This is a genomic window from Nordella sp. HKS 07 (genome assembly GCF_011046735.1).
In the GTDB taxonomy this organism is placed as follows: domain Bacteria; phylum Pseudomonadota; class Alphaproteobacteria; order Rhizobiales; family Aestuariivirgaceae; genus Taklimakanibacter.
Window position 1 is genome coordinate 403,860 of sequence record NZ_CP049258.1, and the last position, 24,962, is coordinate 428,821.

Sequence of the window (24,962 nt, forward strand, 5' to 3'; positions counted from 1 at the left end):
AGCCGTCTCCGTTGATCAATTCGAGCACAACCCGCTAAAGTTGAAGAGGTCGGTAAGCGCGAGGCGACGCTACGCGCCGTCTTGCATTTGGTCGCGATATCAATAGAGCTTGATCCATGCGCCGCGTTTTGCCCTCACTGCCCTCTCTCACCATCTTCGAAGCCTCCGCGCGGCATTCGAGCTTCACGCGCGCTGCGGAAGAACTGAATATGACGCAGGGTGCGGTCAGCAAGCAGGTGCGGGCTCTGGAGGATTTCCTAGGTCTCCATCTCTTCGAGCGCGTGCGCCAGCGCATCGTGCTGACCCAGGTCGGCCAGCTCTATCTCGGCAAGGTGCGCGAGGCGCTCGAGATCATGGAGTCGGCGACGATGGAAGCGCTCGCGGCGCAAGGCGAGGACGGCATCCTCAATATCGCCACGCTGCCGACATTCGGCACGCGCTGGCTCGCCCCGCGCATCTCCCGTTTCATGGCGCAGCATCCGCGCATCACCCTTTATATCAGTGCGCGCACCTGGCCCTTCGATCTTGTCGAGGAGAATGTCGATGTCGCCGTCTATTTCGGCGAAAGCCCGTGGCCCGGCGGCCCATCCGACCGGCTGATGGAGGACGAAGTGATTGCGGTCTGCGCGCCGGTGCTGGTGTCACCGGCGGGACCGTTGCGCGCCATCGAGGACATCGCTGACGTCGAGCTTCTGCATCACCGCGCCAGGCCGCGCGCCTGGAAGGACTGGCTGTAATCTCACGGCGAAACGCGGATCAATCCGTTCCGAGGGTTGCGCTTCGAGCAGTTCGAAATGATCATCCAGGCGGCGGTGAGCGCCCTCGGCATGGCCATCGTGCCGCGTTTCATGATCGAGACGGAGCTTTCGGCGGGAAGCCTCGTCATGCCATTCGGCCGGCCGATGAAGAGCCCGCAGCATTACTATCTCGTCTATCCGGAACGGAAGCAGCATCTACCCGCCGTCCGGGCCTTCCGTCACTGGGTGCTGAACGAAGTGGCAGGCGTCCCGACCATGTCCGGCGGCCTGCCGCAGCGCCGTCGCCGTAAACCGACACTTCATTCCGCCGGGGAATGAAATCATGCGATTAAGTCGTTTGGGCGGCCCGCAGGGCGTCGCTAAGGTTGACTCTCTGGCCGCTGCCAATCGGCCCCTTCATAACATCGACAACCCGATCATCCGTCGTCGGGCGCGCAAGCGCTTGGCGGGATCAGGCGATGCGTTGCGGCGGGGTTGTTGACAAGCGGCCGACCCGGTGCGCGGTCAGGAGAAGCAGGCTACCTGTCCTCCTCACCGCCATGCGTTGAATGAAAAATATTCGATCACAATCGTCTCTTCGGGGCGTCACGACCCGGGACGATCGTGATGCAAGAGGAGGAAACCACGATGTTCAAACCGCTGGCTCTTGGCGTGGCCCTGAGTACCGCCCTTCTGGCGCCTGCTTTCGCTCAAACGGCTGGTACCATCACCATCCTGCGCAGCAGCGACGCCGATCGCTACGATCCGCAGCGCTCCCCCACGCTGGCCGCCGCCGAGATTCTCTACATGGTGGGCGACACGCTGGTGACGGTCGACCGCGACCTGAAGACCATTCGCCCCGGCCTCGCCGAGAGCTGGGAGGTGAGTCCGGACGGCCTCCTCTATACTTTCCGCCTGCGCAAGGACGTGACCTTCTGCGACGGCAAGCCTTTCACCGCCAAGGCCGTGGTCGGCACCGTCGAGCGCTGGCTCAATCCCGATTTCCCGGGAGTAAGCAAGTGGAAGGCGGGCGAGGTCGAGAGCGTCAAGGCAGTCGACGACTACACCGTCGAATACCGGCTGAAGCAGCCCTATTCCGAGCTCCTCTACCAGACGGCGCAGTTCAACTTCGTCATCATCGATCCCGAGCAGGCGGCTGCGCTCAAGGATGATTTTGGCGTCACCGCATTCAACGGCACCGGTCCCTTCTGCTTCCAGTCCTGGCAGCCGCGCACCGAGACGGTGCTGAAACGCCATGACGCCTATAAATGGGGACCTGTCTTTTCGGCCACGCAGGGTCCCGCCAAGGCGGAGAGCGTCGTCTGGAAGATCGTGCCCGAGGACGCGACCCTCGTCGCCGCACTCCAGACCGGCGAAGGCGACGCCTCCTATGCGGTGCCGTCCTGGGCGATGGACCAGCTCACCGCCACGCCGGGGATCCAGAAGCTCAATCCCGATCAGGCTTTCCGCACCCATTATCTCGGCATGAAGATCACCCGGCCGCAGCTCGCCGATAAGCGCGTGCGCGAGGCGATCAGCCTGGCCATCGACCAGAGCGCCATCGCCGACACCATCTTCTTCGGCGAGGCCGATGCCGCGACTTCCTATTTTTAAGGCGGCGCTCGACTTCAATGCGGACATGAAGCTCGATGCCTTCCGCTACGATCCCGAGCGCGCCAAGGCGCTGCTCGACGAGGCGGGCTGGAAGGCCGGCGGCGACGGCATGCGCGCCAAGGACGGCGTGCCCTTGTCGCTCACCTTCTACGACTTCACCGGCAATGTGTCGCGCCAGACGGCGGAAACCATGCAGGGCGACCTGCGCAAGGTCGGCGTCGACATGAAGGTCGAGCTCTATGACGCCACCATCGTGTGGGGCAAGCTCAAGACGCAGGATTTCGACCTCTTCCAGATGGACTATCCCTATCTCTCGGCCGGCGACGCGATGAATCTCTATTTCCTCTCGGCCAACATGCCGACCCCCAATCGCATGAACTGGAACGATCCCGAGACCGACCGGCTGATCAAGGCCGGCAACGGAGCCGTCAACGCGCAAGCGCGCTATGAGGCCTTCGCCAAGGCCCAGGCGATCATCCATGACGCGGTATTGTGGAAGCCGCTGGTCGAAGAGCGCCTCACCGTCATCGCCACCGGCCGCCTGAAGCCCTTCAAGCCGCATGGCGTCAGCGGCGCCGCATTCTACAACGGACTCGATCTCGAAGCCGCGAATTGAGCATTCCGCACGACGAGATGACGGCCGCTGGAGCGTATCAGTCATGATCCGCCAGTTCTTTCAGCGGCTGTTGACCTCCATCCCGGTGCTGTTCGGCGTCCTGCTGATCGGCTTCGCGATGCTGCAGGTCATCCCGACCGATCCCGCGACGGTCATCTCGGGACCAACCGGCACGGCGGAGGAGATCGCCGTCATCCGCCGCCAGCTCGGCCTCGACCAGCCGCTCTGGGTGCAATTCTGGCTCTATGTCTCTCGCGTCGCGCAAGGCGATCTCGGCCGCTCCATCATCAACAACGCGCCGGTGGCGCGTGAATTGATGACGGCCATGGTGCCGACGCTGGAGCTGATGTTCATGAGCCTCGTCTGGGCGGTGCCGCTCGGCATTCTGCTCGGCACCGTCGCCGCGACCAGGCGCGGCCGCCTCTTCGACCGCGCCGTGATGGCGCTTTCGGTGGCCGGTGTCTCGGTGCCGGTATTCTGGATCGGCCTTCTGCTTCTGCAATTCGCGGCCTTCCGCTGGCAGCTCTTTCCCCTGCAGGGACGCGGCGGCCCGCTCTGGACACTCGCCGGCCTCAGGCATATCGCCCTCCCCGCCATCACTTTAGGCGTCATGTTCATCGGCCCGGTGGCGCGCATGACGCGCACCACGGTGGTCGAGGCGCTCAATGCCGATTTCGTGCGTACCGCCCGCGCCAAGGGCGCCGGCGAATTCCAGGTCGTCACACGCCATGCGCTGCGCGCCGCCCTCATCCCCATCGTCACCTTGATCGGCCTGCAGATCGGCTCGCTGCTCGGCGGCGCCGTCATCACCGAGACGATCTTCGCCTGGCCGGGCATCGGCCGGCTCGCCGTCGGCGCCATCGTGTCGAGCGACTTCCCTATGGCGCAAGGCACCATCCTGCTCATGGCGCTCGGCTTCATCATCGTGAATTTCATCGTCGATCTGCTCTATGGCGTGCTCGATCCCCGGGTCCGGAGCGGGCCGAAATGAGCGCGGCCTTGACCATCCTTCTCCGTCGACTGGCAAGGGACCGCACCGCGGCGGTTGCCCTGGTTTTCATGATTCTGATCGTCGCCGCGGCGCTTTTCGCCCCTCTCATCTCGCCCTTCGATCCTTATGAGACAAATCTGCGCATGCGCCTGCGCCCGCCGGGCGGCGAATATCTGCTCGGCACCGACACGCAAGGCCGCGATCTCCTGACCCGCCTTCTCTACGGCGCCCGCACCACGCTGGCGCTCGGCTTCGCCGGCGTTATTACGGGCGCCGTGCTCGGCGGTCTCATCGGGCTTCTCGCCGCCTTCTACAGACGGCTGGACGGCCCGCTGATGCGGCTGGTCGACGTGATGCTGTCCTTCCCCTCGATCCTGTTCGGCCTGGCGCTCGCCACGATGCTCGGCATCGGCATGAACAGCCTCGTAGTGGCGCTCGGCCTGTCCGCCGCCCCGCCCATCGCGCGCGTCGCCCGCGCCGCGGCGGCAAGCGTGATGCAGGCCGAATACATGGATTCGGGTCGCGTCATCGGCCTCTCCGACGCGGCGCTGATCCACCGTTATCTCCTGCGCAATTGCGCCGCCCCGATCATCGTCTACTGCACCTTGCAGTTCGGCGAGACCATCCTGCTCGCCGCCGGCCTGGGCTTTCTGGGCCTCGGCCTGCAGCCGCCGATCGCCGAGCTCGGCAGCATCGCGTCGGAGGGCCGCAGCTTCATCTTCCTGGCGCCGCATGTCTCGACCGCCGCGAGCCTGCTCATTTTCCTGATCGTGCTCTCCTGCAACATGCTGGGCGACGCCTTCCGCGACCTCACCGATCCCAAGCTGCGGCGCTGATCATGACCTCTCCCCTTCTCGATGTCCGCGATCTCACCGTTTCCTTCACGACCGAGGCAGGAACGATCACGGCCGTCGATGAGGCGAGCTTTCATGTAAGTGAAGGCGAGACGCTGGCAGTGGTGGGTGAATCGGGGTCGGGCAAGAGCGTCATGTCGCTGGCCTTGCTACGCCTCATTCCTGAGCCACCCGGCCACATCGCCAAGGGCGCGATCGTCTTCGAAGGCGACGACCTCCTGACGAAATCGCCCACAGCGATCCGCCGGATCCGCGGCGGGCGCATCGCCATGATCTTCCAGGAGCCCAATACCTCGCTCAATCCGGTGCGCACGATCGGCGATCAGATCGCCGAGGCCGTCCTGCTGCATGAGAATGCGACCCGCGCAGAGGCGATGGCGCGCGCGGTCGAGATGCTGAGGCTCACCGGCATTCCCTCGCCCGCCGAGCGCGTGAAGGCCTATCCGCATGAATTGTCGGGCGGCATGCGCCAGCGCGCCATGATCGCCATGGCGCTGGCCTGCCGGCCGAAGCTCCTGATCGCCGATGAGCCGACCACGGCGCTCGACGTCACCGTCCAGGCGCAAATTCTCGACCTGATGCGCGATCTCAAGACGAAAACCGGAGCGGCCGTCATCCTCATCACGCATGATCTGGGCGTCGTCGCCGAAATGGCCGACCGCGTCTGCGTCATGTATGCGGGCCGCATCGTCGAGACGGCGCCGGTGGCGGAGCTCTTCGAAGGTCCGGAGCACCCTTATACGGTGGGCCTTCTGAGCTCCATGCCGTCGATGACCGGCGCGGAGGGGCGACTGGCGCCGATCACCGGCGCGCTGCCCAACCTGCTCGACCTTCCCAAGGGCTGCCGCTTCGCGCCGCGCTGTCCCTTCGCCGAAGCGCAATGCGAAGACGAGGAGCCGGCCTTGCGCGAGATCCGGCCACTGCATTTCTCGGCCTGCCGGCGCGCGCCCCTCCTGGATCATCTCACATGACGGCGCCGCTTCTCGAAGTCACGGACTTGAGCAAGAGCTTCCCGCTGCGCGGCGGCTGGCCGTGGCGCAAGCACCCCGTGAGCGCCGTCGACGGTCTTGCTTTCACGCTCCAGGCCGGCGAGACCCTGTCGCTGGTGGGCGAGAGTGGCTGCGGCAAGTCCACCACCGGGCGGATGCTCGCAGGGCTGACGACGCCGAGCGCAGGGCGCATCCTGGTCGAGGGCCGCGATATCGCGACCTTCTCGAAAAGCGATCGCAACGGCCTCAGGCGCAAGCTGCAGTTCGTCTTCCAGGATCCGTACGGCTCGCTCAATCCGCGCATGACGGCGGGCGAACTGATCGCGGAGCCGGCCTTGCTGCACGGTCTCGCCGACCGGGCGAGCGCCCGATCGCTTGTCGCCGAGCTTCTCGGCAAGGTCGGTCTCTCGCCCTCCCATGCCGACCGCTATCCGCATCAGTTCTCGGGAGGCCAGCGGCAAAGGCTCGGCATTGCCCGCGCCTTGGCCGTCAAGCCCCAGGTGATCATTTGCGATGAGCCGGTGTCGGCGCTCGACGTCTCGGTCCAGGCCCAGATCGTCAATCTGCTGCAGGATCTGCAAAGTCAGTTCGGCCTGAGCTATCTCTTCATCTCGCACGGCCTGTCGGTGGTGCGCCATATCAGCCATCGCGTCGCGGTGATGTATCTGGGCCGCATCGTCGAGATCGGCTCCAAGGAGCAGATTTTCGGCGGCGCCCGCCATCCCTATACGCAGGCGCTTCTCGCCTCGGCCCCGGTGCCGCGTCCGGGACATGAGCGCATCCGGGTGGCGCTCAAGGGCGATGTGCCGAGCCCGCTCGACCCGCCCTCGGGCTGCCGCTTCCACACACGCTGTCCCTTTGCGATTCCGCGCTGCCGGACGGATGTGCCCGCTTTGACGGCGACGGATGCCGGCGCCGAGGTCGCCTGTCATCGTTTGAGCGAGATCACGCCCGCTTCCGCTTCGGATGCGGCGCTTGCGCATGCGCCGCGAACCCATAGATTGTTGTCCCTTTACCGCCAGGCCGCCGCCGCGAAATCAGCAAGGATCTGAAATGACCGACTCTATCGACGTGACCACCCTCGCTGCCGACGCCAGCCTGCCTTCAGGCCTGCCGGAAGACATCGCCGGACGTCTAGCGCTTTATCTGCCGGTCCATGGCCGCAAGATCCTGATCGCGCGCCGGTCCGGCATGATCACCGGCGTGCTCGTGGTTCTGCATCGCCCGACCGCACAGATGTTCCGCGTCGCCTGGATGTGGGCCGGCGACCGCGAGGCGAGCCAAGCGCTGGCCGCGAAGCTCGAGGAGCTCTCCGCCGAGGCCGGGATTCTCTCGTGGCGCATCGCCGGGGAGACAACCGAATCCGAGATCGCGGATGACATGCGCCTTGTGCTCGGCTTGCCGCGTGACACCGGCAAGCGCGGCTATTCCGAACGCTGGCTCGCCAATCACGGCATGCGGGCAAAGCGCGAGGTGCCGCTTTACGCGCAAACGACCGAATTCACCTGCGGCCCCTGCTCGCTCGCCATGAGCTTCGCCGGTTTCGACCCCGGGCGTGTTCCCGACCGGCATCTCGAGATCGCGCTGTGGCGCGAGGCGACGACCGTCTTCGGTCTGACAGGTCCCGGCGGCTGCGATCCCTATGCCATGGCGCTCGCCGCGGCGCGGCGGGGGCACGAAACGAAACTCTTCATGAGCACCGACGAGCCGGTGCTGCTCGACCGCGGCAATACCGAAGCCAAACGCGATCTGATGCGTTTCGTCCAGGCCGATTTCAAGGCCCGGGCGTCCGCCGCAGAGATCGCCATCGAGAAGCGCGCCTTCGACATCGCCGAGATCCGCGACGCCGTCGCCGGCGGCGCCATCGCCGTCGTCCTCATCGACCAGATGGAGACGCATGGCCACACCGCGCCGCACTGGGTCGTCGCCCATTCGGTGAAGGACGATGTGTTCCTCATCAACGATCCGTGGATCGACCGCGCCTCCTTCGAGACGGGCGCCGAGGCGCATGACCTGCCGGTGCGCCTCTCCGTTCTCGACCGCATGGCCTGGTATGGCGAACCGCGCTACCGCTCGGCGATCGTGCTCTCGGTCTGAATCCATGTTTCCCCTTCTCCCGCGCGCAGCGCGGGAGAAGCTTCGTGGCCGGACGGAAAGCCGAGGCCCACTTTTCCTGATCAGGCGCTGGTGCCGGCAAGCCCCAGCATCCGCCGCGCTTCTTCAGGCGTGGCCGGACGGCGGCCATAGTCGCCGCACAGCGCCACCACCCGCTTGACGAGCTCCGCATTGGAGGCCGCGAGCCGGGTGCGATCGATGCGCACATTGTCCTCGAGCCCGGTACGGCAATGACCGCCGAGCTCCAGCGCCCAATGATTGACCTCGAGCTGATGGCGCCCGATGCCGGCGGCGGTCCAGGTCGCCTCGGGCATGAGCTTTCTGAGCTGGCTCACCTGGAAATCGAGCACATCGCGGATCGCCGGCATGGCGTTCTTCACGCCGAAGACGAACTGCACATGCAGGGGTTTGCTGAGCACACCTTCATCGGCGAGGCGCAGCGCCTGATAGAGCATCGAGAGATCGAACACCTCGATCTCGGGCTTGATGCCGTGCTCCTTCATCTTGTCGGCGAGCTCGCGGATAAGGGTCGGGTGGTTCTCGTAGATGATGGTGGGAAAATTGCACGATCCGGTCGAAAGCGACGCCATGTCGGGCTTGAGATGCAGCATGCCGCCCCGCTCCGAGCCTTTGCCCGAGCGCCCGCCGGTCGAGAACTGGATGATCATGCCGGGGCAATGTTTGCGCAGGCCTTCGCCGAGACGCGCGAAGCGTTCGGGATCGGAGGTCGGCGTCTGGTCGTCCTTGCGCACATGGACATGCGCGATGGTGGCGCCCGCCTCGAAGGCCTCCTGCGTCGATTCGATCTGCTCGGCAATGGTGATCGGCACTGCCGGATTGTCCTCCTTGCGCGGGACCGATCCGGTGATGGCGACGGTGATGATGCAGGGCTGGGTCATGAGGTCCGTTCGCTCTCTTGCGCGGGCTATTTGATTTGAGCCGGTATAGCATGGGGCTCATCATCCGCCGATGCCTCAAACGGGGCGAAACGGCGATGCGCCGCCTACCACGTTACGTAGTAATCGAGGCCTTGGATTGAGCCCACACCCTGACGGACACCTGCCGCGACCTGGGCATCGTAGTAGCTCCTGTTGAACGTGCTCCAACCCGTACCGCCGAAAATGTGCCCGTCCTTGTATATGTCGTACTGGATCGTCTCGTAACCGAGTTCCGGCACATCGCTTGCCCGATTTATCTTCACCGTGCCGTTGGCGAGCGCTTCACTGAAGCCGTCGAGGCCCGCCCAGCTCTCCTTGATTTCGCTCATCACACGAGACTCGAACTCTTCGTCACTGACCGAAGGCTTGGGCACCCGAATGGCCGTGTCCACTCCATAGGTGCGCAGGCGCGCCGCGTGATCAGCGGGAAGATCGTCAAGCTTGGTGCCGACTGTTGGCTGCCCGATCCTGGAGAGGGCGTCGGATACCCCGGGCCCGGGGCGCGGCTGCGCCATGGGCGCCAGGGTACTGGCCAGAACAGGTTTGGGGACGGCGCCGGTCTGTATATTGGATTTGATGAGCTGGAGAGCAGCAAGCGCTCGCGAAGCGGTTGGACCTACGACCATCCCTGGTTCCTCCGCGGCATCACCCTGCTCTTTATGAATCTCCCGATGCCGATGGGTGGCGTGTTTCATCCTGCCAACGGCACGATGGTCGCCGCCCGGTTAACTTTTGATTAATCCGTCCACTCAGGCGGCGGTTTTGGCCAATCCGATGCGCCCCCCAAACCGGCTCTTTTCAAGCGCCGCCGCCTGATATATCGTTGCGTAACACTCAATAGCCGACAGATCTCTTGAAAGAGTGTTTCGGGACACGACGCCGGAAGCCGCGTCTGCCGGCTGCGACCGCCAAGAAACTCGACGAAAATCCGTACTGCGCCGAATCCATAGCCACCACCGAGGGCGACACTGGAGTGGGCCGACATGTACCGAGAATTTCTACGCGCTGCGGCAAGAGCCGCAAAGCTGACCAAGGCCGAGGTTCTGACACCGGGAATCCTGCGTTTCACCTTTGAATATGCCGCCCCGCCGAATGTGGCCCGGCAACGCCGGAAGTTGCGCGAGCTCATGGGCAGCGACCGGTTTCAGTTCTTCCGGTTGCCGCCCGGCGAAGACCCGCTGATCTATGTGCTGCAGTTTCCGGGTGTCATACGGCAACAGTCGTCGAGCTTTCTCTTCGACGTGGCACAACATCTCGTTGACGATTTCGATCTGGCCTCCTGCGTTCCGGATGTCGATCCGGCCTGGATTCCGGACGACGAGCTGATGCGCCCGGCGCCCGAATCCGTCGGCGACATCTTCTGGGAGCTCTGCAAATCGCACGCCGAGGCACCGCGGCAACAGCGCTGGGCCATCACGGCGATGCGCGCCGATCAAGCCTGGGCGGCCTTCGGGACAAAGGGTGAAGGCATATTGATAGGCCAGCCCGATACCGGCGTCGCCGATCATCGCGAGCTCGACACCGCCCTCGATCTCGCCAAGGGCAAGGACATCCTCAAAGGCTCAGGCCCACCGATCGATCCACTGTCCTCCTCGATGTCCAATCCCGGCCATGGCACCGGAACCTCGAGTGTCGCGATCAGCCGCGCCTCGCTATCCATCGTCGGCAGCGCGCCGGGAGCGACGCTGGTTCCCGTTCGCTGCATCAACAATGTGATCATCGGCGCCGGCGGCGCCGTTGCATCGGCCATCGACCATGCGCGGCTGAATGGCTGTCACATCATCACGATGAGTCTCGGCGGCCCCATCGAGGGTTCCGATCTCAAGCGCGCGATCGCCCGTGCCGTCAATGGCGGCATGATCGTGCTCGCGGCGGCGGGCAACTGCGTTCCCTTCGTGGTCTATCCCGGCTGGGACAGGAACGTGATCGCCGTCGCCGGTGTCAACATCAAGGACAAGAAGTGGAGAGGCTCCTCCCACGGCTCGAAGGTCGATGTTTCGGCGCCCGCCGAGAATGTCTATATCGCGCGCCGCAACAAGCCGAGCGACACGAACAAGGCTCTGGTGGAGCCAGGCCAGGGAACGTCCTTCGCCGTTGCCTTGACAGCCGGCGCGGCGGCCCTGTGGCTCGCGCGGCATGGCGTGCAGACGGTCCGCGACGAGGCCACCAGGCGCAATACGACGGTGCATGAGCTGTTCCGCGCCGCCGTCAGGAAGACCGCGAGAAAACCTCCCGGCTGGCCCGCAAGCTCCATGGGCACCGGCATCGTCGATGCTTTCGATTTGCTGAACCTCTCCCTCACCGCCATCCCGGCGGTGGCGCCCGCCGCCGAAGCCAATCCCGGTGCCGGCATCCTCAAGGCGGCGGGAGATCACCGGCGCTTCGTCGCCGAGGCCGGCTATCTGGCCGCCGATGACATACAACGCCGTATCCCCGAACGCGCCGGCGCCCTGGAAAGCGCCATACCGCCACGGCCGAGCCAGGCGCTTGCCGATGCCCTCGGGAGGAAGGCAAAGGCGCCCTCGGCACCGGTGGCGGCACGGTACGCGGCGCGAAGCCCCCGCACGTCCTTTGTCGGCGCGCGCACGCCCGAAACTTCTCTGGCGGCCGGCGCCGAGGCGGCAGCGTCGCCGGAGGTCGCCGTCACCCGGATGGTCGCCGAGGCGGGTACCCGGCGGACGCTGGACCGTATCGAAAGGGCCCTCGAATTCAGGACATCCAGGGCCGCGGCGACCGAAGCCGCCGCCGGCGCGCGCCGCGAATTCATGACCGGCGCCGAGGAGGTGATCGCGACGCTGGCCGGCGGCGAGCCTGCCAAAGGCAGGTCGGCCGCGATGCTGCGCGCCGCCACCGAGGCGATCGTTCGCCTCACCGACCGGCCGGCGCTGCGCATCGTCGGCGGCATGATCGATCCCCAGGATCCGCAGCTCGAGGACTGGGCCGGTTATCTGGGCCCCGCCCGCCGGGCGCTGAAGCCCGTCTTCGATGCCGTCGGCCGCATCGACGTCAAGACCGCGCAGGGTCATGTCCATGTCGGCACCGGCACGGTGATCGGCAAAGGTCTGGTTTTGACGAACCGCCATGTCATCGATGTCTTCGCCGAGCCGATGCCGGTTGCAAGCGGCAGGCAGCGTTTCCTTCTCAGCCGCGAGGTTTCAATCTGCTTCGATGAAGCGGCTGTCGACGATACGCGGCGCTTCGCGATCAAAAGCATCGTGACCGCCGGGCGATCGCGGATCGGACCGTTCGTCGACCTCACGAAGCTCGATGTCGCCATAGTGGAAGTCGAGACCACCAATACGGCCGGCACGGCATTGCCGGCGGCCGCAGGCCATGCGCCGATGCGGACCGGTGCCGGCCCGCAATCGAACCTGATCGTCACCGGCTATCCCGCCCCACCGCCCCGCGAGGCCGCTATCGATCCCGACACCGGCAAGGTATCGACCGCCATCTGGGATCGCTTCTTCGAGCTGTTCGGCGACGAATACGGCGTCAAATATGTGTGCCCCGGAAGGATCCTGAATGAACGGGGCTCGGTCGTCGGCGATGCGGCCGGCTGGGCCTTCACTCATGACGCCACGACCCTCGGCGGCTGCTCGGGCTCTCCCATCCTGAGTCTGCGCTCGCCCTATGGCGTCGGCGGGCTGCATTTCGGCGGCGAGGTTCTTCGCCAGAATCTCGCCCATGATCTCGCCACCGTTTATGAGGAGGCCGGCGACAATCCGAGGCTCATCGACCGCACGGCTCTCGCCGCCTTCTTCCGGTCCGGCCGCAAGACGGCGCCACGCCGGAAGAAACCCGCACCGAAGAAGAAGGCGGCCGGACGGCGGCGCTAGCTTTAGAGCACGATCAGTTTGGGTTGAATCACTCCAAGCTCATAGACGTGATCGATCCGTAGCGCGGGATTCTTGCGAAAAGCCGGTATATGCTTTTTCGTATCCGGACAGCCTACCCGCTTGCGCAATTTTACGTGGCGACACCTGCCAGCAGACTTGGACTGGCCGCCCTTGCCAATGACTTCGCTGTACTTTTTGCAGCGAATTTCCGGCAACTGCTTCTTCGGGTGCGGAGCTTTCTTGATGTGAGCTCCGGGATCACTTGATCCCTTGTTTGTATTCCCGGCGCGTTGATGTGTCCCTGTTCCGCCAAAGACCAATTGTGTTGTGCGCTCAACGGCACACAATCCGGCCGCATTCAATGGCCCGCCATGGATGGTCTGTACCTTCGCCAGCTGTGATGGAGTTCCGGGCGATTGGCTCGCTGCTCCATCGCCTGCAAGCGCGGGCTTGCCGTTGCGATTACCCTCATCCTTCTTGTTCCATACGCGCAGCAGAGCTTGCACGATTTCACGGATTATTCGGAGGCCGAGAATCATTCGCTTGATCCTATCGGAGTTCGGATGGAAGAGCCTGTTCGGTCGGACTCAGGAGTTGAAGTCCGAACGCAACTCCTCAACTTGATATTTCCAAAATCCTGCCATCTGGCCCACGATGTCAAGCGCCCATGGCCGCGTCGGGAAGATGATGAGGACTTTTCGAGTGGCGCGTACGAATGCGCAAGCGCTCAGTCCACCGCGAATTCGGGTCCGGCGATATGCACCGCGAGCAGGCAGCCATTGGGCGTGTGGGAGCAATGCTCCGTCCCGTCGCGCAGCCAGACGAGATCGCCCTTCTTGAACACAGTGCCGTCATTCTCGATCAATTCGCCTTCGAGGATGAGAAACTGCTCGTGTCCATTGTGGCGGTGCGGGCGCGTCGTCATGCCGGGCGGCATGCGATAGACATGGAAGCCGGTGCCGAGCGGCAGATCGTCGGCGAGCTGCAATATGCCGTCGCCCAGCGCCTCGCCGTCCGGATAGACGAAGGGCTCGAACTTGGCCGAGTGTATATTGGCGACGCGCCGGTCTTCCGGCTTGACGGGCTTCATGGGGCAAATCCTCCTGGTTCAATCCTGATCGTGGCGACGGACCCATTCGTGAAAACGATGGACCTCGAATTCCTGCGGCATCAGCGTGCCGTGCCTGTAGCGGCTGGAGCGCAGACCGCGCTGGTTGATCTCGCAGGCCTCGCCGTCCTGCAGCATCACGGTGGTGGCGAAGCTGACGACATCGTCGAGATCGAAGCCCGGCGCCTGCAAGGTCTCAGGCGGAAACAGGAACTCGGCGCGAAGCTCGGTGCGCTCAGGTCCCAGGGGCCGCAATGACACGGCGCGCACATAATCGGCATGGGCGACGACGAACATCGTCGGCAGCAAGGTCACGAAAGTCGAACCCGCCGCGAGTTGCTCCGGCGTGAGCTCTGAGAAAGGCGGCCCACACAGCGCGCCGGTCATCGACCAGGTCCTGGCCCCGTCTTTGAGGCCATGCGCCGGAGGCGGCGTATCGGGGGTCCAGTCCGGCGCTTCATTCGCGGCCATATAGCCGCGGCCATAGACGGGCACCATGTCCGAGAGCTCGGGATGAATGCCCGGGCAATGCAGGCACTCGTTATAGTTCTCCCAGAAGATCTTCCAGTTGCAGGCGATCTCCTTGACCATGACATGGCCGGTGACGAGATCGCGCATCGGCCAGTTGTTGAGCCCGTCCGCCGCAGGATCAGGCACACCGCTGAATTCGGGGGGCCCATCGCTAAGGCACACGAAGACGAAGCCGTTCCATTCCATCACCGCCACGTCGAAGAGACCGTGCTCTTCCTTCCTGAAATCGGCCGTCATGGACACGAAAGGCGTGCGCACCAACCGGCCCGTGAGGTCATAGGTCCAGCCATGATAGGGGCACGAGATGAGTTTGGATTTGAGCCGCTTCTCAGGCGTGGCGCAAAGCTCGGCGCCGCGATGCCGGCAGGTATTATGGAAGCAGGTGAACGCGCCTTGGGCGTCCTTCACCAGGATGAGGTTATCGCCCGCCACCGTAAGACGCCGCATCGACATCGGTGTCATGTCATGGGCGCGTCCGGCATAGATCCAGTTCCGCGCCCAGATCGTCTTCAACTCGCGCGCGAAATGATCGGGATCGTAATAGGCGCCGGCCGGCAGCGTCGCCGGGCAGTGGCCGAGGAGCGGCGAAGACGGAGCGGGCTGATGCGGCTTGTTCATGGAGCGTCGTTTCCTCGACAGGCGGGCGTCAGCCTGTCCTAATTTTGATTGAACTGTCAATCAGAATGAAACCTGTCATCTGAAATCCTCACCATGACGGTGCCAGGCCCGTCCTGGTTCCATGGCGCAGAATACTCCCGCGAGCCGATGTGAAAAACCAGTCCATGACTTGACTTGCCCCGCGCCCCAACCCTATATCGCCGTCACGATCTTGGGGCGGAGTAGCTCAGTTGGTTAGAGCACGGGAATCATAATCCTGGGGTCGGGGGTTCAACTCCCTCCTCCGCTACCAAATAAATCAAATACTTAGGGAAGTGACAATCCAACGCTCAAGCTCTAGGGTAACACCTGGGGTAACAGCGGGCTAACAAAGCCGCGCCCCGGCGGGCCCTGCGCTTTGGCGGCCGCCCGAACGAGAGAAGGCCCGCCGACGGGGACCGTGGCAGGGATTTCCAGGGGGGCCGCATGCGTCGAGGGTAACGGCGGGGCGGACGGCCCAAGCATAGGACCGAATGCAAGCAGCTTATACGGTCGGGCTGGGCCCGGCAGCGCTGGCCCTAACCGGGGCGGGAAGCCGGCCATCTCTATGAGCTCGGCCTCGACCTTGCCGATGCCTTTTCGATGTGTTGGCCGATCACTTGCGCCGTCGTCAGCAGCGCCAATCGCGTTTTATCATCTGCAACTTTCGCTGCGGCAACCGTCACGAGGCTGGAAAACCCGGCGGCATGGTTGAGATGGTCAAGCCAAGTGAGGTCGTCCTTCATGCTTGGCGAGCCTACACCCAAAACCCATGGCGCGAAGTAAAGGCGGACTAGCATAGCCTGCGCGGGTCTGTGACGGCCGCTGGCGGCGATCCTTGGCGACCCTATGTCCAAAGGCAGCCCGTTGCTGAAACGCCGCCAGTGACTCGCTGTGCGAATCGGGGAGTCAAATTTGCTGTAGAATTCGACAAGATCATCGGGGGGCTGGCTCCAATTTTACGGCGCTTTCACCCCTACCGGCGTGTGCAATTCTTTTCGAAAAATCGCACTTGAATTATTTTTTTGTGGGCCATCACCGCCTGCGAATGTCCCTCGATCACGCCGCTCCTGCCGCTGACCCTTGGTGACAGTCGCGTAGCCAGCAAGCCTCCACTTCACGCGGTTCAATTGTTGTGTGACGGCCTGATCGGTCGGGCCATCAGTGCCGAAAGTAAGTCGTCCTCTTCCGTTTGCTGTGTCGCTAGCCGGGTGCGCGCGTAGGGCGACAGGCCCAGACTTAGGCCGCACTGGTGCATCTCCTGTGTCGCCTGACGCCGCACCGACAGCAGCGGATTGCGCACCTGCTCGCCGTTCTGTCCGAGGGTCAACAGGCCGCTTTCATTGATCGCCACACTGGTCTCCCGGAACGCCGCCCACGCAATGGACATGCGCTCTAACACTTGGTTGTCCGCCCGCGAAAGCAATTCACCCGGCAACGACTCGACGATGTCGTGCCAGCGAGCTAGTTGCTCGGCCGTGAGGTGCGGTGGCGGCTCCGGTTTTCCCAATCCGGCCACCTCGTCAGGAATAGGTCGATGGCCGCGATTACCTTCCGCGCGCCGGATCGCTGCTGGTTTTCGAGGGTTCGACATCATAAATACTTACCTGCGGTTTATCGCTTCGTCGAGAGCGGGCACCGCAGCCGCATGGTGACCCGGAGGACGGCTTATGGCCACGCACGAGGATCATATGAAGGCGAACGGCGTTTTGGTCGCTTCCTCAGGGCCTCTGGGAAACATCATTAAAATTCGCCCGCCAACCGGGCTAAGCGATTAAGAGGACCGAGGACGGCTGGACGCTGACCGCCGGTCAGGGAATAGCGGGTGTGCCGCGCGAAAACGCGGACCGATGATATGGGAGAAGATGGCCAAGTCGGGTATTGTGGTTATCTGGTGAAGGTCAGCCGCGCGCATTGGTGACTGGCGTTCCGTGCCATGGCAATCCGGAGGGCTGAAATGTCCACAAGAGCAGCGCCTAGCGAGCCTAAAATAGGCCCGAATAGGGTAACGCCGGTAAAGGCCGGCCGAAAGGCTCGCTCAACAAGACGACTGCCTTGCTGAGGTACGCCATCTTGACGGCAGCCGAGCTTCACGGGCTTGATGGCGAAGGCACTGACGGTCTTGTCGGCTATTGCCGGCTTCTGGCAAGGGGCCAGCCTAGGGCATTCGCACAGCTTTTGGGTAGGGTCATACCCACCCAGCTCGGCGGCGGCGAAGATCAGCCCATCATTGTCGAGATCGTGCAATTTGGCGATCTTACCGGTGATGGTTCCAAGGTTGTCAGAGCAATGCCCATGCCTAGGAAACGGACATAAACCGCTAGCCGCAAGGCTGAGACGTCTATCAACACCGCTGCTGAACTCCAAGCGGCGGCCCGTGTTTATGGTTCTGAGTGTATTAGCACGCTCTTGCGCATCGTCCGGGACCCCAAAAGCCCAGAACTGGTCCGAATAGCGGCCATCCGCGAAATCTTCGTCCGAGGTTATGGCAAACCGCCACAGGCACCACCTGCCGAGGAATTCCGTCGCTGAGCCGGCCACCTTCGTAATGGTCACCGGCGTCCGGCGGGATGGCGATCCGGAATGATAGTTACCATCTATCCTTGCTGGTAATGAATATGCGCGCGGAGAATGAAAGACGGGTTGCCGACATGGGTTCTGCAAACGACTCTAGGACGGCCGATCTGGTTGGAGGTTATCTCGATAGCCAAAATCTGAAATTCGCCGTCCTTGCGGACCCACTACAGCGGTAAATGGCATTCCATTCCAGCCCTAGCGTGTGCCTCTAGAATCCAGCGGCAATCGGACCATGCTATGCTCGCGGCCGTAGGTTGCCGTCTTGTCCACCATTTCAAGAACTCTGGCTCCACGCCTAGCCGAAAATGCGGTACACCGCTATCCAGATCTTCGTGCACAACCCCTGGATTGACCTTTCGCAGCCGAATCAGGATTTTCAGGCACTGAGGAGTGAGCGTGATGCCGGCGCATACCGTTTTGAATGCTCAACGAGTGGAAGACTGCATCATCGATCAGAGGTGGGAGCACTACAGTGCCGAGGACCACTCTATCTGGCGGGCCCTTTTTGAACGCCAGCAGCAGACACTCAAAGCATATGTCGCGCAGGAATACCTGGACGGCCTCGAAGCGCTCGAGATCGGCCCCGAAGGCGTGCCAAATTTCGATCAGATGAATGCGCGCCTCAGGCGAATTACCGGCTGGGAAGTTGTCGCAGTGCCGGGGCTCATACCGTCGCGGCCCTTTTTCCAGATGCTCGCCAACCGCCAGTTTCCGGCTGGGACATTCATCCGCAGCCGCGAACAGCTCGACTATCTGGAGGAGCCCGATATCTTCCACGATGTCTTTGGCCATGTACCACTCCTCACTAATCCCGCCTATGCCGACTACATGAACGAGTATGGCCGGATCGGGCTCGACGCGATGGAAAAGAAGGCGGTGAAGTTTCTCGCCCGCCTCAATTGGTACACGATCGAGTTCGGGCTGATCCGCAAGCGTGAAGGAGTGCGCATCTATGGCGCGGGAATCGTCTCGTCGTTCGGCGAGGCGAAATATGTGGCGCACGATGCCTCCGCCCATCAGCTGGCCTTCGATCTTGAGCGCGTCTTACGCACCGGCTACTATATCGATGACTTCCAATCGACATACTTCGTCATCGATCGCTTCGAAGATCTGTTTGATCTGCTGAAACGGGTGGATATCATCGCTTTGTTCAATGAGGTCCGCACTCTGCCGACTCACACTCCGTTCGAAATCCTGCCTGAAGACAAAGTTATCCAGAAAGGCACCGGCAGCTTCTGGCGCAATTTCCCAGCGACCAAAACTAAGCTCAAGTGAGACCGAAGCTTTCAGCGCGGAAACGATGGAGCCCAATTTCTACGCTAACGCATTGAAATTGATAGAGTCGTGCTGATCGCGAGCGCCCGTATCCCGGCGTTCATCCCAGCGATGCACACTCGTCTACGGCAGGCGTAGGCTAGAGAAGTAACAACTCGCCAATGTCCGTTATTGCAGCGCATCGCGCGGGTGTAGGTGCCAGAGGACAGGGGAATGGGAGATTATCGCTAACATCGGTTAGGGGAGAAGCGCCCGGACGATCTCGCATCAGGCATTGCCACCGCAATCTGCAACTCCAGAATTAGAGGCTCTTGATCCTTTAGCGGAGGCATTCTCCGCTCCTTTGGGCAGTTAAACTCTTCCCAAATCCATGGAATTCGCTCTTACACAAGCTTCTGCCCTACCGTTGAGCCTACCGGAGCGAGATGGTTTCCCGAACTCACGGTGGGTCGCCAAGTCAATTGCATGACTGATGCAAATAGTACTCTTATAGCCAGCCCCATTTACAATGCGCTAGCTCCGGAGAGGCCTGTTACGATGTGCTTACGTTCAGCGGTGTCCTCTCTTGGCGTTGTTCCACTTCCGGACCTAAACGTCTTTTCCGGCCATCCGCTTGCCCAAGGTGGAAGCAATATCGAAACCGATCTTTCTGAACGGATGTGGCGCCATCCAACGCGCCTTCCCGAAGGCTGCAATAGTCCTTCGGCTTTCGTTATCGCTGATCACCTTGTCGGCCAATTCCTTTCCAAGCAACGCGAACTTCGCGATGCCGGAGCCGTTGCAGCCACCTATTGCATAAAGCCTCTCATCCACCTCCTGGACGACCGGTGCCCTGCCCAATGTGATGCTCAGGATGCCGCCCCAGACATGCTCGAGGTGTATATGCGACAGTTGAGGAAAGTGCTTGTGCAGCGACTTGGCGAGGCCGATACGCGCAGTCTCGCGATCAATCTCCTTTTCGTATGAATAGAGACTGCGAACCATGATCCGATTGTTGGCCAGGCGCCGCATCGTGGTGCCGTATTTGAATGTTGGCGATACTCCCCAGGTGGCGTCTGATCCCATGTTCCGGAGATCCGCCTCACTCAAAGCGGTCGTCAGGCCTGCATAAGTATATACCGCCATCAAATACCCACTCAGATGCCCCAGAACGCGAATATTGGTGTTTGCCGCGAGTATCACCGTATCTGCCGTGACTTCACCCTTTTCAGTGATCACCAGCCACTTATTCGTTCGTCGGATCTGCCTCACGGGAGACCTTTCGAAAAGTGTCACCTGACTTGGTAGATTGGCGGCAAGTCCCCTCGCGAGAGCGGCCGGCTGAAGCACATAGGTGTCCGGGACGAACATACCAAAATTGTAATAGGACGTTCCAATGCGTTCTCTTAGGCCATTAGCGTCCAAAATTGAGTATTTGGTCCCCTGCTCATCGAGATAGCGAATATTATTCCTGAGTTCTGCCTGACCTTTTTCCGTAACGCTGCAGCGGTAGCCGCCGGATTTGGTCAGCTGGCAATCGATCTTAAGTTCCTCCACAAGCTTGCAAACCTGATCGATGCCAGCCTGAGCGAACTCGGCTACGGCGTCCCATGCACCTGGTTTAGCCGAAACCCGGGATGGCGACATGAACCCGGAATTTCGGCCGGACGACCCTTCGGCAACGACATCTGCTTCGATCAGCGCAATGCGTTTGAGCTGATCTCTGAGCGCAAGTTGACGGGCCGCCGCCAATCCGGAATACCCTGCGCCTACGACCACATAGTCAAAAACATGCGAGCCCACCAAAGGCGGCATCGGAACGCGGGGCTCGAGCAAGGCATTCCATCCCGACCGCGTCGCATACATGCCGCTCATATTTGTTACATCAATTTGATGATCCATTACTGTACCTCATAGCCGTTTTCGCAATGCGCCTGGTTGTCCGGCCTTATGTGGACGTCCGGCGCATGCACCGGGCGGCTCAATGTCGTGGGTGTCGGCGGCGTGTAAATCAGCATCCCGACAGTCGGAGCCGTCGGAATGAACAGGTCCGGACTCTGGGAAGTGATGACGTTCAACCATCTGCGGCGGCTTGCGATTGGCGTTGGTCCATGCAAAGGTCGCCCCCGATGTACCGGCACCGACGTAATCCTGTTCCAGGATGGTTACGTCGACGCCTTTCTTTGCCAAGTGATAGGCGACAGACGTTCCGACCACGCCCGCTCCGATGACAATCGCTCTCATATTCTTTCCTTCTTGAAATAGTGCCTCAATACGCGCCCTGGCGGACGCGGCATGGTCAGATTTGCGTCGGCGCCAGAATGACTTCGCCGGCGAAATGGCACAGCGCCAGATGGCCGTCTCCGAGGCCTCGCAACGGCGGATTGGTTTCGCACACGGCCTGCGATGCCGGACAGCGTGTCCGAAAGCGGCAGCCGCTCGGCGGGTTGATCGGGCTTGGTACGTCGCCTTTGAGCAAAATGCGCTTGCGATCCCGTTCGACCGTGGGATTAGGATCGGGCACGGCGCTCAGCAGCGATTGTGTATAAGGATGTGATGGCGCCTTGTAGACGGCAGAGCTCTTTCCCGACTCCATCACCCGTCCAAGATACATGACATAGACTCGCTGCGCCGCCTGACGAACGACCGCCAGGTCGTGCGCAATCAGGAGGCATGCCGTTCCCATTTCGTCACGCAATTTCAGGAACAGGTTCATGATCTGCGCACGTATCGAAACATCAAGTGAACTGACGGGCTCATCGCAGATCAGCACCTTCGGATTTGCCGCAAGCGATCTTGCGATGCAGACCCTTTGGCGCTGGCCGCCGGACATTTCTCGCGGATAGCGATCCGCGATCTGGTTTGGAAGGCCCACGGCATCGAGCAGTTCGGCAACCCTTGTCTTGCGCGCGCTCGCGGACTTTTCACCGTTGATCAGTAGCGCCTCGTCAATCGCCTGCCCGATCGTTTGCCGGATGCTCAGCGAGCTGTAGGGATCCTGGAATATGTATTGGATGCTTCTTCGAGCCGCCCTCTGCGCATCGCCGCGAAGGCCGAGCACATCCACGCCATTGTAGACGATCCGGCCTTCGATCGGCCGCTCGAGACCAACGATACTGCGGCCGAGCGTCGATTTTCCGCATCCGGACTCGCCGACCAGCCCGACGATCTCGCCCTCGCCAATCGTCAGATCGACGCCGTCACACGCCCTTATCTGCGCGCCGGTCTTGCGATCATGAAAATGGGTCTTGAGATCCGAGATTTCCAGGAGTGCGGACATCAGTGACCTACCACTTTGGTGAGATTGCCATTTCCCTTGCTGGCGACAGGGCATGCAGCGCGATGGCGACGGTTATTTGCCTCAACCGAGACAAGCGGAGGTCTGTCCGCGCTGCACTGTGCCACCGCATAGTCGCATCTCGGCACGAATGGACAGCCGCGGATCAGTCTGGAAAGATCGGGAGGGCTGCCCCGCAAGCCGCTGAACCGCGATCCGATCGGTGCGTTGAGCGATGGGACCGAGGCCAGGAGACCCTTCGTGTAAGGATGGACCGGGCGCAAAAGCACGTCGTCAACCGAACCGACCTCGACCAGCCGCCCCGCATACATGACGGCAAGCTTTGTCGCGAGGCCCGATACGACGCCAATGTCATGGGTGATCAGTACGATCGCCATCTTCAGCCGCCTTTGAAGGTCTTTAAGGAGGCTGACGATCTGGGCCTGCACGGTGACATCAAGGGCGGTGGTTGGCTCATCGGCGATCAGCAGCTGAGGTTCGCCGGCAATGCTCATGGCGATACCCACACGCTGTCGCATGCCGCCCGACAATTCGTGGGGATACTGCTTCATCCTGCCCAGGGCGTCCGGGATTCCAACTAGGGACAGCAGTTCATGCGAGCGGGTGTCTGCTGCACGGGCAGTGAGCTTCAGGTGCTTTTCCACAACCTCGCTGATCTGGGCGCCGATCTTCCTGACGGGATTCAGGGCGCTCAGCGGATCCTGGAAAATCACACCGATATGGCGGCCTCTTATGGACTGCATTTCCCGCTCGGAGCATTGCAGCAGATCCTTGCCGGCAAACCTGACTTTGCCCTCGAGGTCTGCATTGACGCCGCGTGGCAGGAGCCAGAGCGGCGCCAGATTGAGGATCGTCTTGCCGCTGCCGCTTTCGCCGACGATCGCCAGTACCTCACCGTTGTCCACCGTGTAGTCGACATGATCGACCGCGCGAACCGTCGTCTTCTCCGTATAGAGGGTGACGGTGAAATCCTGCACCTCAAGCAGCGTATTCGGGCTGATGCTTTGGATGTTCATGCCAGAGCCTCTTGCTGGAACTGCTTGCGGCGGGCAGTCAGGACGCGCGGATTCAGCGGTTTGGGGTTCTTGGCCAAGGCAATCGCTTCGCCGAGAAGGTTGAAGCCGACAACCATGATGGTGAGTGCCAGGCCCGGCAGGATCACCTGGCGCGGCGATTCTTCAAGGTAGGGCAGAGCCGACACCAGCATCTGGCCCCATTCGGCCTGCGGAGGCTGAACGCCAAGCCCAAGGAAGCTCAGATTTGCGATGGCGAGCGCGAGCATACCGGCATCGGCACTCGCATAGATGAGTACTGATCCGAGGGCGACCGGTGCCAGATGCTTCGAAATGATCCGGGTACGGCTGGCGCCAAGCACCCAGAGGCTTTCAATGTGGGGTTGATTTACGGCAGAAGCCACGGCGCCGCGAGTCAGGCGGGCATAGATCGGAACCCAAGCCAGCGCCAGGGCTATGATCATGTTCCAGTAGCTCGGTCCGAAGACGCCGACGATCGCAAGAGCTACCACGAGGCTCGGGACGCTCAGGCCGAAGTCGACGATACGCATTAGGATTTCATCGATCCATCCGCCGAAATAGCCCGATATCGTTCCGATCACCAGGCCAAGGCAGCCGGCCATGATCAGGATTATGGTCACGCCGATCAGTGTCGTCTGGGCGCCAGCAATCAGCCGGCTCAGCGTGTCGCGTCCCAGATGATCGGTGCCCAATGGATGCGCCCAGGCGAACGATTCATTGATGTTCATGAGGCTCTGTGCATTCGGGTCATAGGGACGGAGGACGGCCCCAAAGATGGCGATCACAAGAAATGCACTCACGATAATGACCGCCGGCAGCCCGAGGATGCGGATCATCTTTGTGACTCTTTCCATTTTATCCTCTTGCAGCCCGGCGTTGGAGCGGGTCGATGATCATGACCAAAAGGTCGACAATCAGGTTCACGATGATGAACAGGATGGAAAAGATCAGCAAACAGGACTGCAGGACGGGGAGGTCGCGAAAGCGTGCCGCCTCGACGAAATAGGCGCCCAGGCCCTGCCAAGAGAAAATCGGCTCGATGATGAGCGCCGATTGCGCCATGAACGCCAGATCCATTCCAAACGCCGTCAGCACGACCGGAACGATGTTGGGAAGAGCATCCCTAAACAATATGCGCCGGCGTGCGAACCCCTTGCTCATGGCAGTCGTTATGAACGGTCTGCTCATGACTTCTTCCAGGGAGACACGTGCGACGCGGCTGAGAAGTGCGCCCGGCACGACTCCGATCGCTATGCTGGGCAGGATCCATGATAGCGGACCCCGAAACCCAAAGGTGGGCAGCACATTCATCACCACGCCGAAGGCATAGATGAGCATCGCCGCCAGAAAAAATTTAGGGATCGATATGTTCACGATCGCCACGCCGCGAATGAACCTGTCCACGAGGCCACCCGGCCACAAGGCACCGGCAAAGCCCAGGACCAGTGCCACAATCAGGGTGACGCAGCCGCCACCGGCGATCAGCACGGCTGTGGGCTCTAGCCGCTTGGCAAGCGCTGCGGAAACCTCTTCGCCGGTCCGCAGCGACTTGCCCAGATCTCCCTGGACCACGTCGGAAAGCCAGTAGCCATAACGAAAGATCAGCGGCCGATCGAGATGATATTCCTTCGCGACCTGATCAACGACTTTCTGAGAAACGAAACCGCCCCTCAGCTCGGCTATCAGCGCGGCCACATTGCCGGGAAAGGCAGCGATTAGCATGAATGAGAAGATCGACGCGATGACGATCAGGATCGCGGCCGACATGCTTCGATTGAGAACTATGCGTAGCATCCATCTCTCCAGGCTCGATGGGCTTGGCAGCGTCGAAAAG

The 24,962-nt window shown here is 61.9% G+C and carries 23 protein-coding genes, 1 tRNA gene and 1 pseudogene; 11 read left to right on the plus strand and 14 right to left on the minus strand.

Annotated features, from left to right (window positions below; all coding sequences use genetic code 11):
* Positions 1-116: 116 nt before the first annotated feature.
* The 8 genes and pseudogenes from gcvA (at position 117) to G5V57_RS01955 (ending at position 7,898) form a co-directional block, all read left to right on the plus strand.
* Positions 117-1,076, plus strand: a pseudogene (gene gcvA, locus G5V57_RS34095) (transcriptional regulator GcvA).
* A gap of 309 nt (positions 1,077-1,385) precedes the next feature.
* On the plus strand, positions 1,386-2,351 hold the full coding sequence (locus G5V57_RS35060) for an ABC transporter substrate-binding protein (RefSeq protein ID WP_206530173.1): 966 nt from the start codon (positions 1,386-1,388) through the stop codon (positions 2,349-2,351).
* On the plus strand, positions 2,329-2,967 hold the full coding sequence (locus G5V57_RS35065; RefSeq protein WP_206530174.1) for an ABC transporter substrate-binding protein: 639 nt from the start codon (positions 2,329-2,331) through the stop codon (positions 2,965-2,967). Before G5V57_RS35060 ends, G5V57_RS35065 begins: the two co-directional genes overlap by 23 nt.
* 43 nt (positions 2,968-3,010) lie before the next feature.
* Positions 3,011-3,958 (plus strand): ABC transporter permease, encoded by a 948-nt coding sequence (locus G5V57_RS01935; protein WP_165165949.1) that lies wholly within the window; start codon positions 3,011-3,013, stop codon positions 3,956-3,958.
* Between the two features lie 8 nt (positions 3,959-3,966).
* Positions 3,967-4,794 (plus strand): ABC transporter permease, encoded by an 828-nt coding sequence (locus tag G5V57_RS01940; protein ID WP_206530175.1) that lies wholly within the window; start codon positions 3,967-3,969, stop codon positions 4,792-4,794.
* 2 nt (positions 4,795-4,796) lie between these two features.
* A complete protein-coding gene (locus tag G5V57_RS01945) occupies positions 4,797-5,783 on the plus strand; it encodes an ABC transporter ATP-binding protein (protein ID WP_165165951.1) in 987 nt (328 codons plus the stop codon).
* The gene (locus tag G5V57_RS01950) at positions 5,780-6,853 is read left to right on the plus strand and encodes an ABC transporter ATP-binding protein (RefSeq protein ID WP_165165952.1); all 1,074 of its coding nucleotides are present in this window, start codon (positions 5,780-5,782) and stop codon (positions 6,851-6,853) included. The genes G5V57_RS01945 and G5V57_RS01950 overlap by 4 nt, the downstream gene beginning before the upstream one ends.
* Position 6,854: 1 nt before the next feature.
* Positions 6,855-7,898: a peptidase C39 family protein gene (locus G5V57_RS01955; RefSeq protein WP_165165953.1), complete on the plus strand. Its 1,044-nt coding sequence runs from the start codon at positions 6,855-6,857 to the stop codon at positions 7,896-7,898.
* A gap of 80 nt (positions 7,899-7,978) precedes the next feature.
* Here G5V57_RS01955 and G5V57_RS01960 read toward each other — a convergent pair whose 3' ends face one another.
* Together G5V57_RS01960 and G5V57_RS01965 are read right to left on the minus strand one after the other, a co-directional pair.
* Positions 7,979-8,815, minus strand: a complete 837-nt coding sequence (locus G5V57_RS01960) for a 3-keto-5-aminohexanoate cleavage protein (protein WP_165165954.1) — start codon at positions 8,813-8,815, stop codon at positions 7,979-7,981.
* 104 nt (positions 8,816-8,919) lie between these two features.
* The gene (locus G5V57_RS01965) at positions 8,920-9,480 is read right to left on the minus strand and encodes a hypothetical protein (protein ID WP_165165955.1); all 561 of its coding nucleotides are present in this window, start codon (positions 9,478-9,480) and stop codon (positions 8,920-8,922) included.
* 357 nt (positions 9,481-9,837) lie between these two features.
* Here G5V57_RS01965 and G5V57_RS01970 point away from each other — a divergent pair, with 357 nt between their 5' ends.
* Positions 9,838-12,690, plus strand: a complete 2,853-nt coding sequence (locus G5V57_RS01970) for a S8 family serine peptidase (protein ID WP_165165956.1) — start codon at positions 9,838-9,840, stop codon at positions 12,688-12,690.
* Between the two features lie 2 nt (positions 12,691-12,692).
* Here the strand turns inward: G5V57_RS01970 and G5V57_RS01975 are convergent, their stop codons facing one another.
* The 3 genes from G5V57_RS01975 to G5V57_RS01985 form a co-directional block, all read right to left on the minus strand.
* Positions 12,693-13,229, minus strand: coding sequence for a hypothetical protein (locus G5V57_RS01975; protein WP_165165957.1), 537 nt, complete (start codon positions 13,227-13,229; stop codon positions 12,693-12,695).
* 188 nt (positions 13,230-13,417) lie between these two features.
* Positions 13,418-13,780 carry a cupin domain-containing protein gene (locus G5V57_RS01980; RefSeq protein WP_206530176.1) on the minus strand — a complete coding sequence of 121 codons (363 nt, stop codon included), beginning with the start codon at positions 13,778-13,780 and terminating at the stop codon, positions 13,418-13,420.
* A gap of 18 nt (positions 13,781-13,798) precedes the next feature.
* Positions 13,799-14,947, minus strand: coding sequence for an aromatic ring-hydroxylating dioxygenase subunit alpha (locus tag G5V57_RS01985; protein ID WP_165165958.1), 1,149 nt, complete (start codon positions 14,945-14,947; stop codon positions 13,799-13,801).
* Positions 14,948-15,162: 215 nt separating this feature from the next.
* Here G5V57_RS01985 and G5V57_RS01990 point away from each other — a divergent pair.
* A tRNA-Met gene (locus tag G5V57_RS01990) sits at positions 15,163-15,239 on the plus strand.
* A 292-nt stretch (positions 15,240-15,531) separates the two neighbouring features.
* Here G5V57_RS01990 and G5V57_RS01995 read toward each other — a convergent pair.
* The 3 genes from G5V57_RS01995 to G5V57_RS02005 form a co-directional block, all read right to left on the minus strand.
* On the minus strand, positions 15,532-15,711 hold the full coding sequence (locus G5V57_RS01995; protein ID WP_165165959.1) for a hypothetical protein: 180 nt from the start codon (positions 15,709-15,711) through the stop codon (positions 15,532-15,534).
* Positions 15,712-16,091: 380 nt separating this feature from the next.
* Complete coding sequence (locus G5V57_RS02000) at positions 16,092-16,562, minus strand: phage terminase small subunit P27 family (RefSeq protein ID WP_165165960.1); 471 nt, start codon at positions 16,560-16,562, stop codon at positions 16,092-16,094.
* 290 nt (positions 16,563-16,852) lie between these two features.
* Entirely contained in the window at positions 16,853-17,521 is a 669-nt protein-coding gene (locus G5V57_RS02005; protein WP_165165961.1) for a hypothetical protein, read from the minus strand.
* A gap of 420 nt (positions 17,522-17,941) precedes the next feature.
* On the opposite strand from G5V57_RS02005, the gene phhA reads away from it, so the two are divergent.
* Entirely contained in the window at positions 17,942-18,817 is an 876-nt protein-coding gene (gene phhA / locus G5V57_RS02010) for a phenylalanine 4-monooxygenase (RefSeq protein WP_165165962.1), read from the plus strand.
* 588 nt (positions 18,818-19,405) lie between these two features.
* Here the strand turns inward: phhA and G5V57_RS02015 are convergent.
* From G5V57_RS02015 to G5V57_RS02040, 6 genes are read right to left on the minus strand one after another with little or no spacing between them, the layout of a single operon-like run.
* Positions 19,406-20,698, minus strand: a complete 1,293-nt coding sequence (locus tag G5V57_RS02015) for an FAD-binding oxidoreductase (protein WP_165165963.1) — start codon at positions 20,696-20,698, stop codon at positions 19,406-19,408.
* Between the two features lie 9 nt (positions 20,699-20,707).
* Positions 20,708-21,040: an FAD-dependent oxidoreductase gene (locus G5V57_RS02020; protein WP_165165964.1), complete on the minus strand. Its 333-nt coding sequence runs from the start codon at positions 21,038-21,040 to the stop codon at positions 20,708-20,710.
* Between the two features lie 55 nt (positions 21,041-21,095).
* Complete coding sequence (locus tag G5V57_RS02025) at positions 21,096-22,076, minus strand: ABC transporter ATP-binding protein (RefSeq protein ID WP_165165965.1); 981 nt, start codon at positions 22,074-22,076, stop codon at positions 21,096-21,098.
* A complete protein-coding gene (locus G5V57_RS02030) occupies positions 22,076-23,110 on the minus strand; it encodes an ABC transporter ATP-binding protein (RefSeq protein ID WP_165165966.1) in 1,035 nt (344 codons plus the stop codon). The genes G5V57_RS02025 and G5V57_RS02030 overlap by 1 nt, the downstream gene beginning before the upstream one ends.
* Positions 23,107-23,982: an ABC transporter permease gene (locus G5V57_RS02035; RefSeq protein WP_165165967.1), complete on the minus strand. Its 876-nt coding sequence runs from the start codon at positions 23,980-23,982 to the stop codon at positions 23,107-23,109. The genes G5V57_RS02030 and G5V57_RS02035 overlap by 4 nt, the downstream gene beginning before the upstream one ends.
* A gap of 1 nt (position 23,983) precedes the next feature.
* The gene (locus G5V57_RS02040) at positions 23,984-24,922 is read right to left on the minus strand and encodes an ABC transporter permease (RefSeq protein ID WP_165165968.1); all 939 of its coding nucleotides are present in this window, start codon (positions 24,920-24,922) and stop codon (positions 23,984-23,986) included.
* Positions 24,923-24,962: the final 40 nt, after the last annotated feature.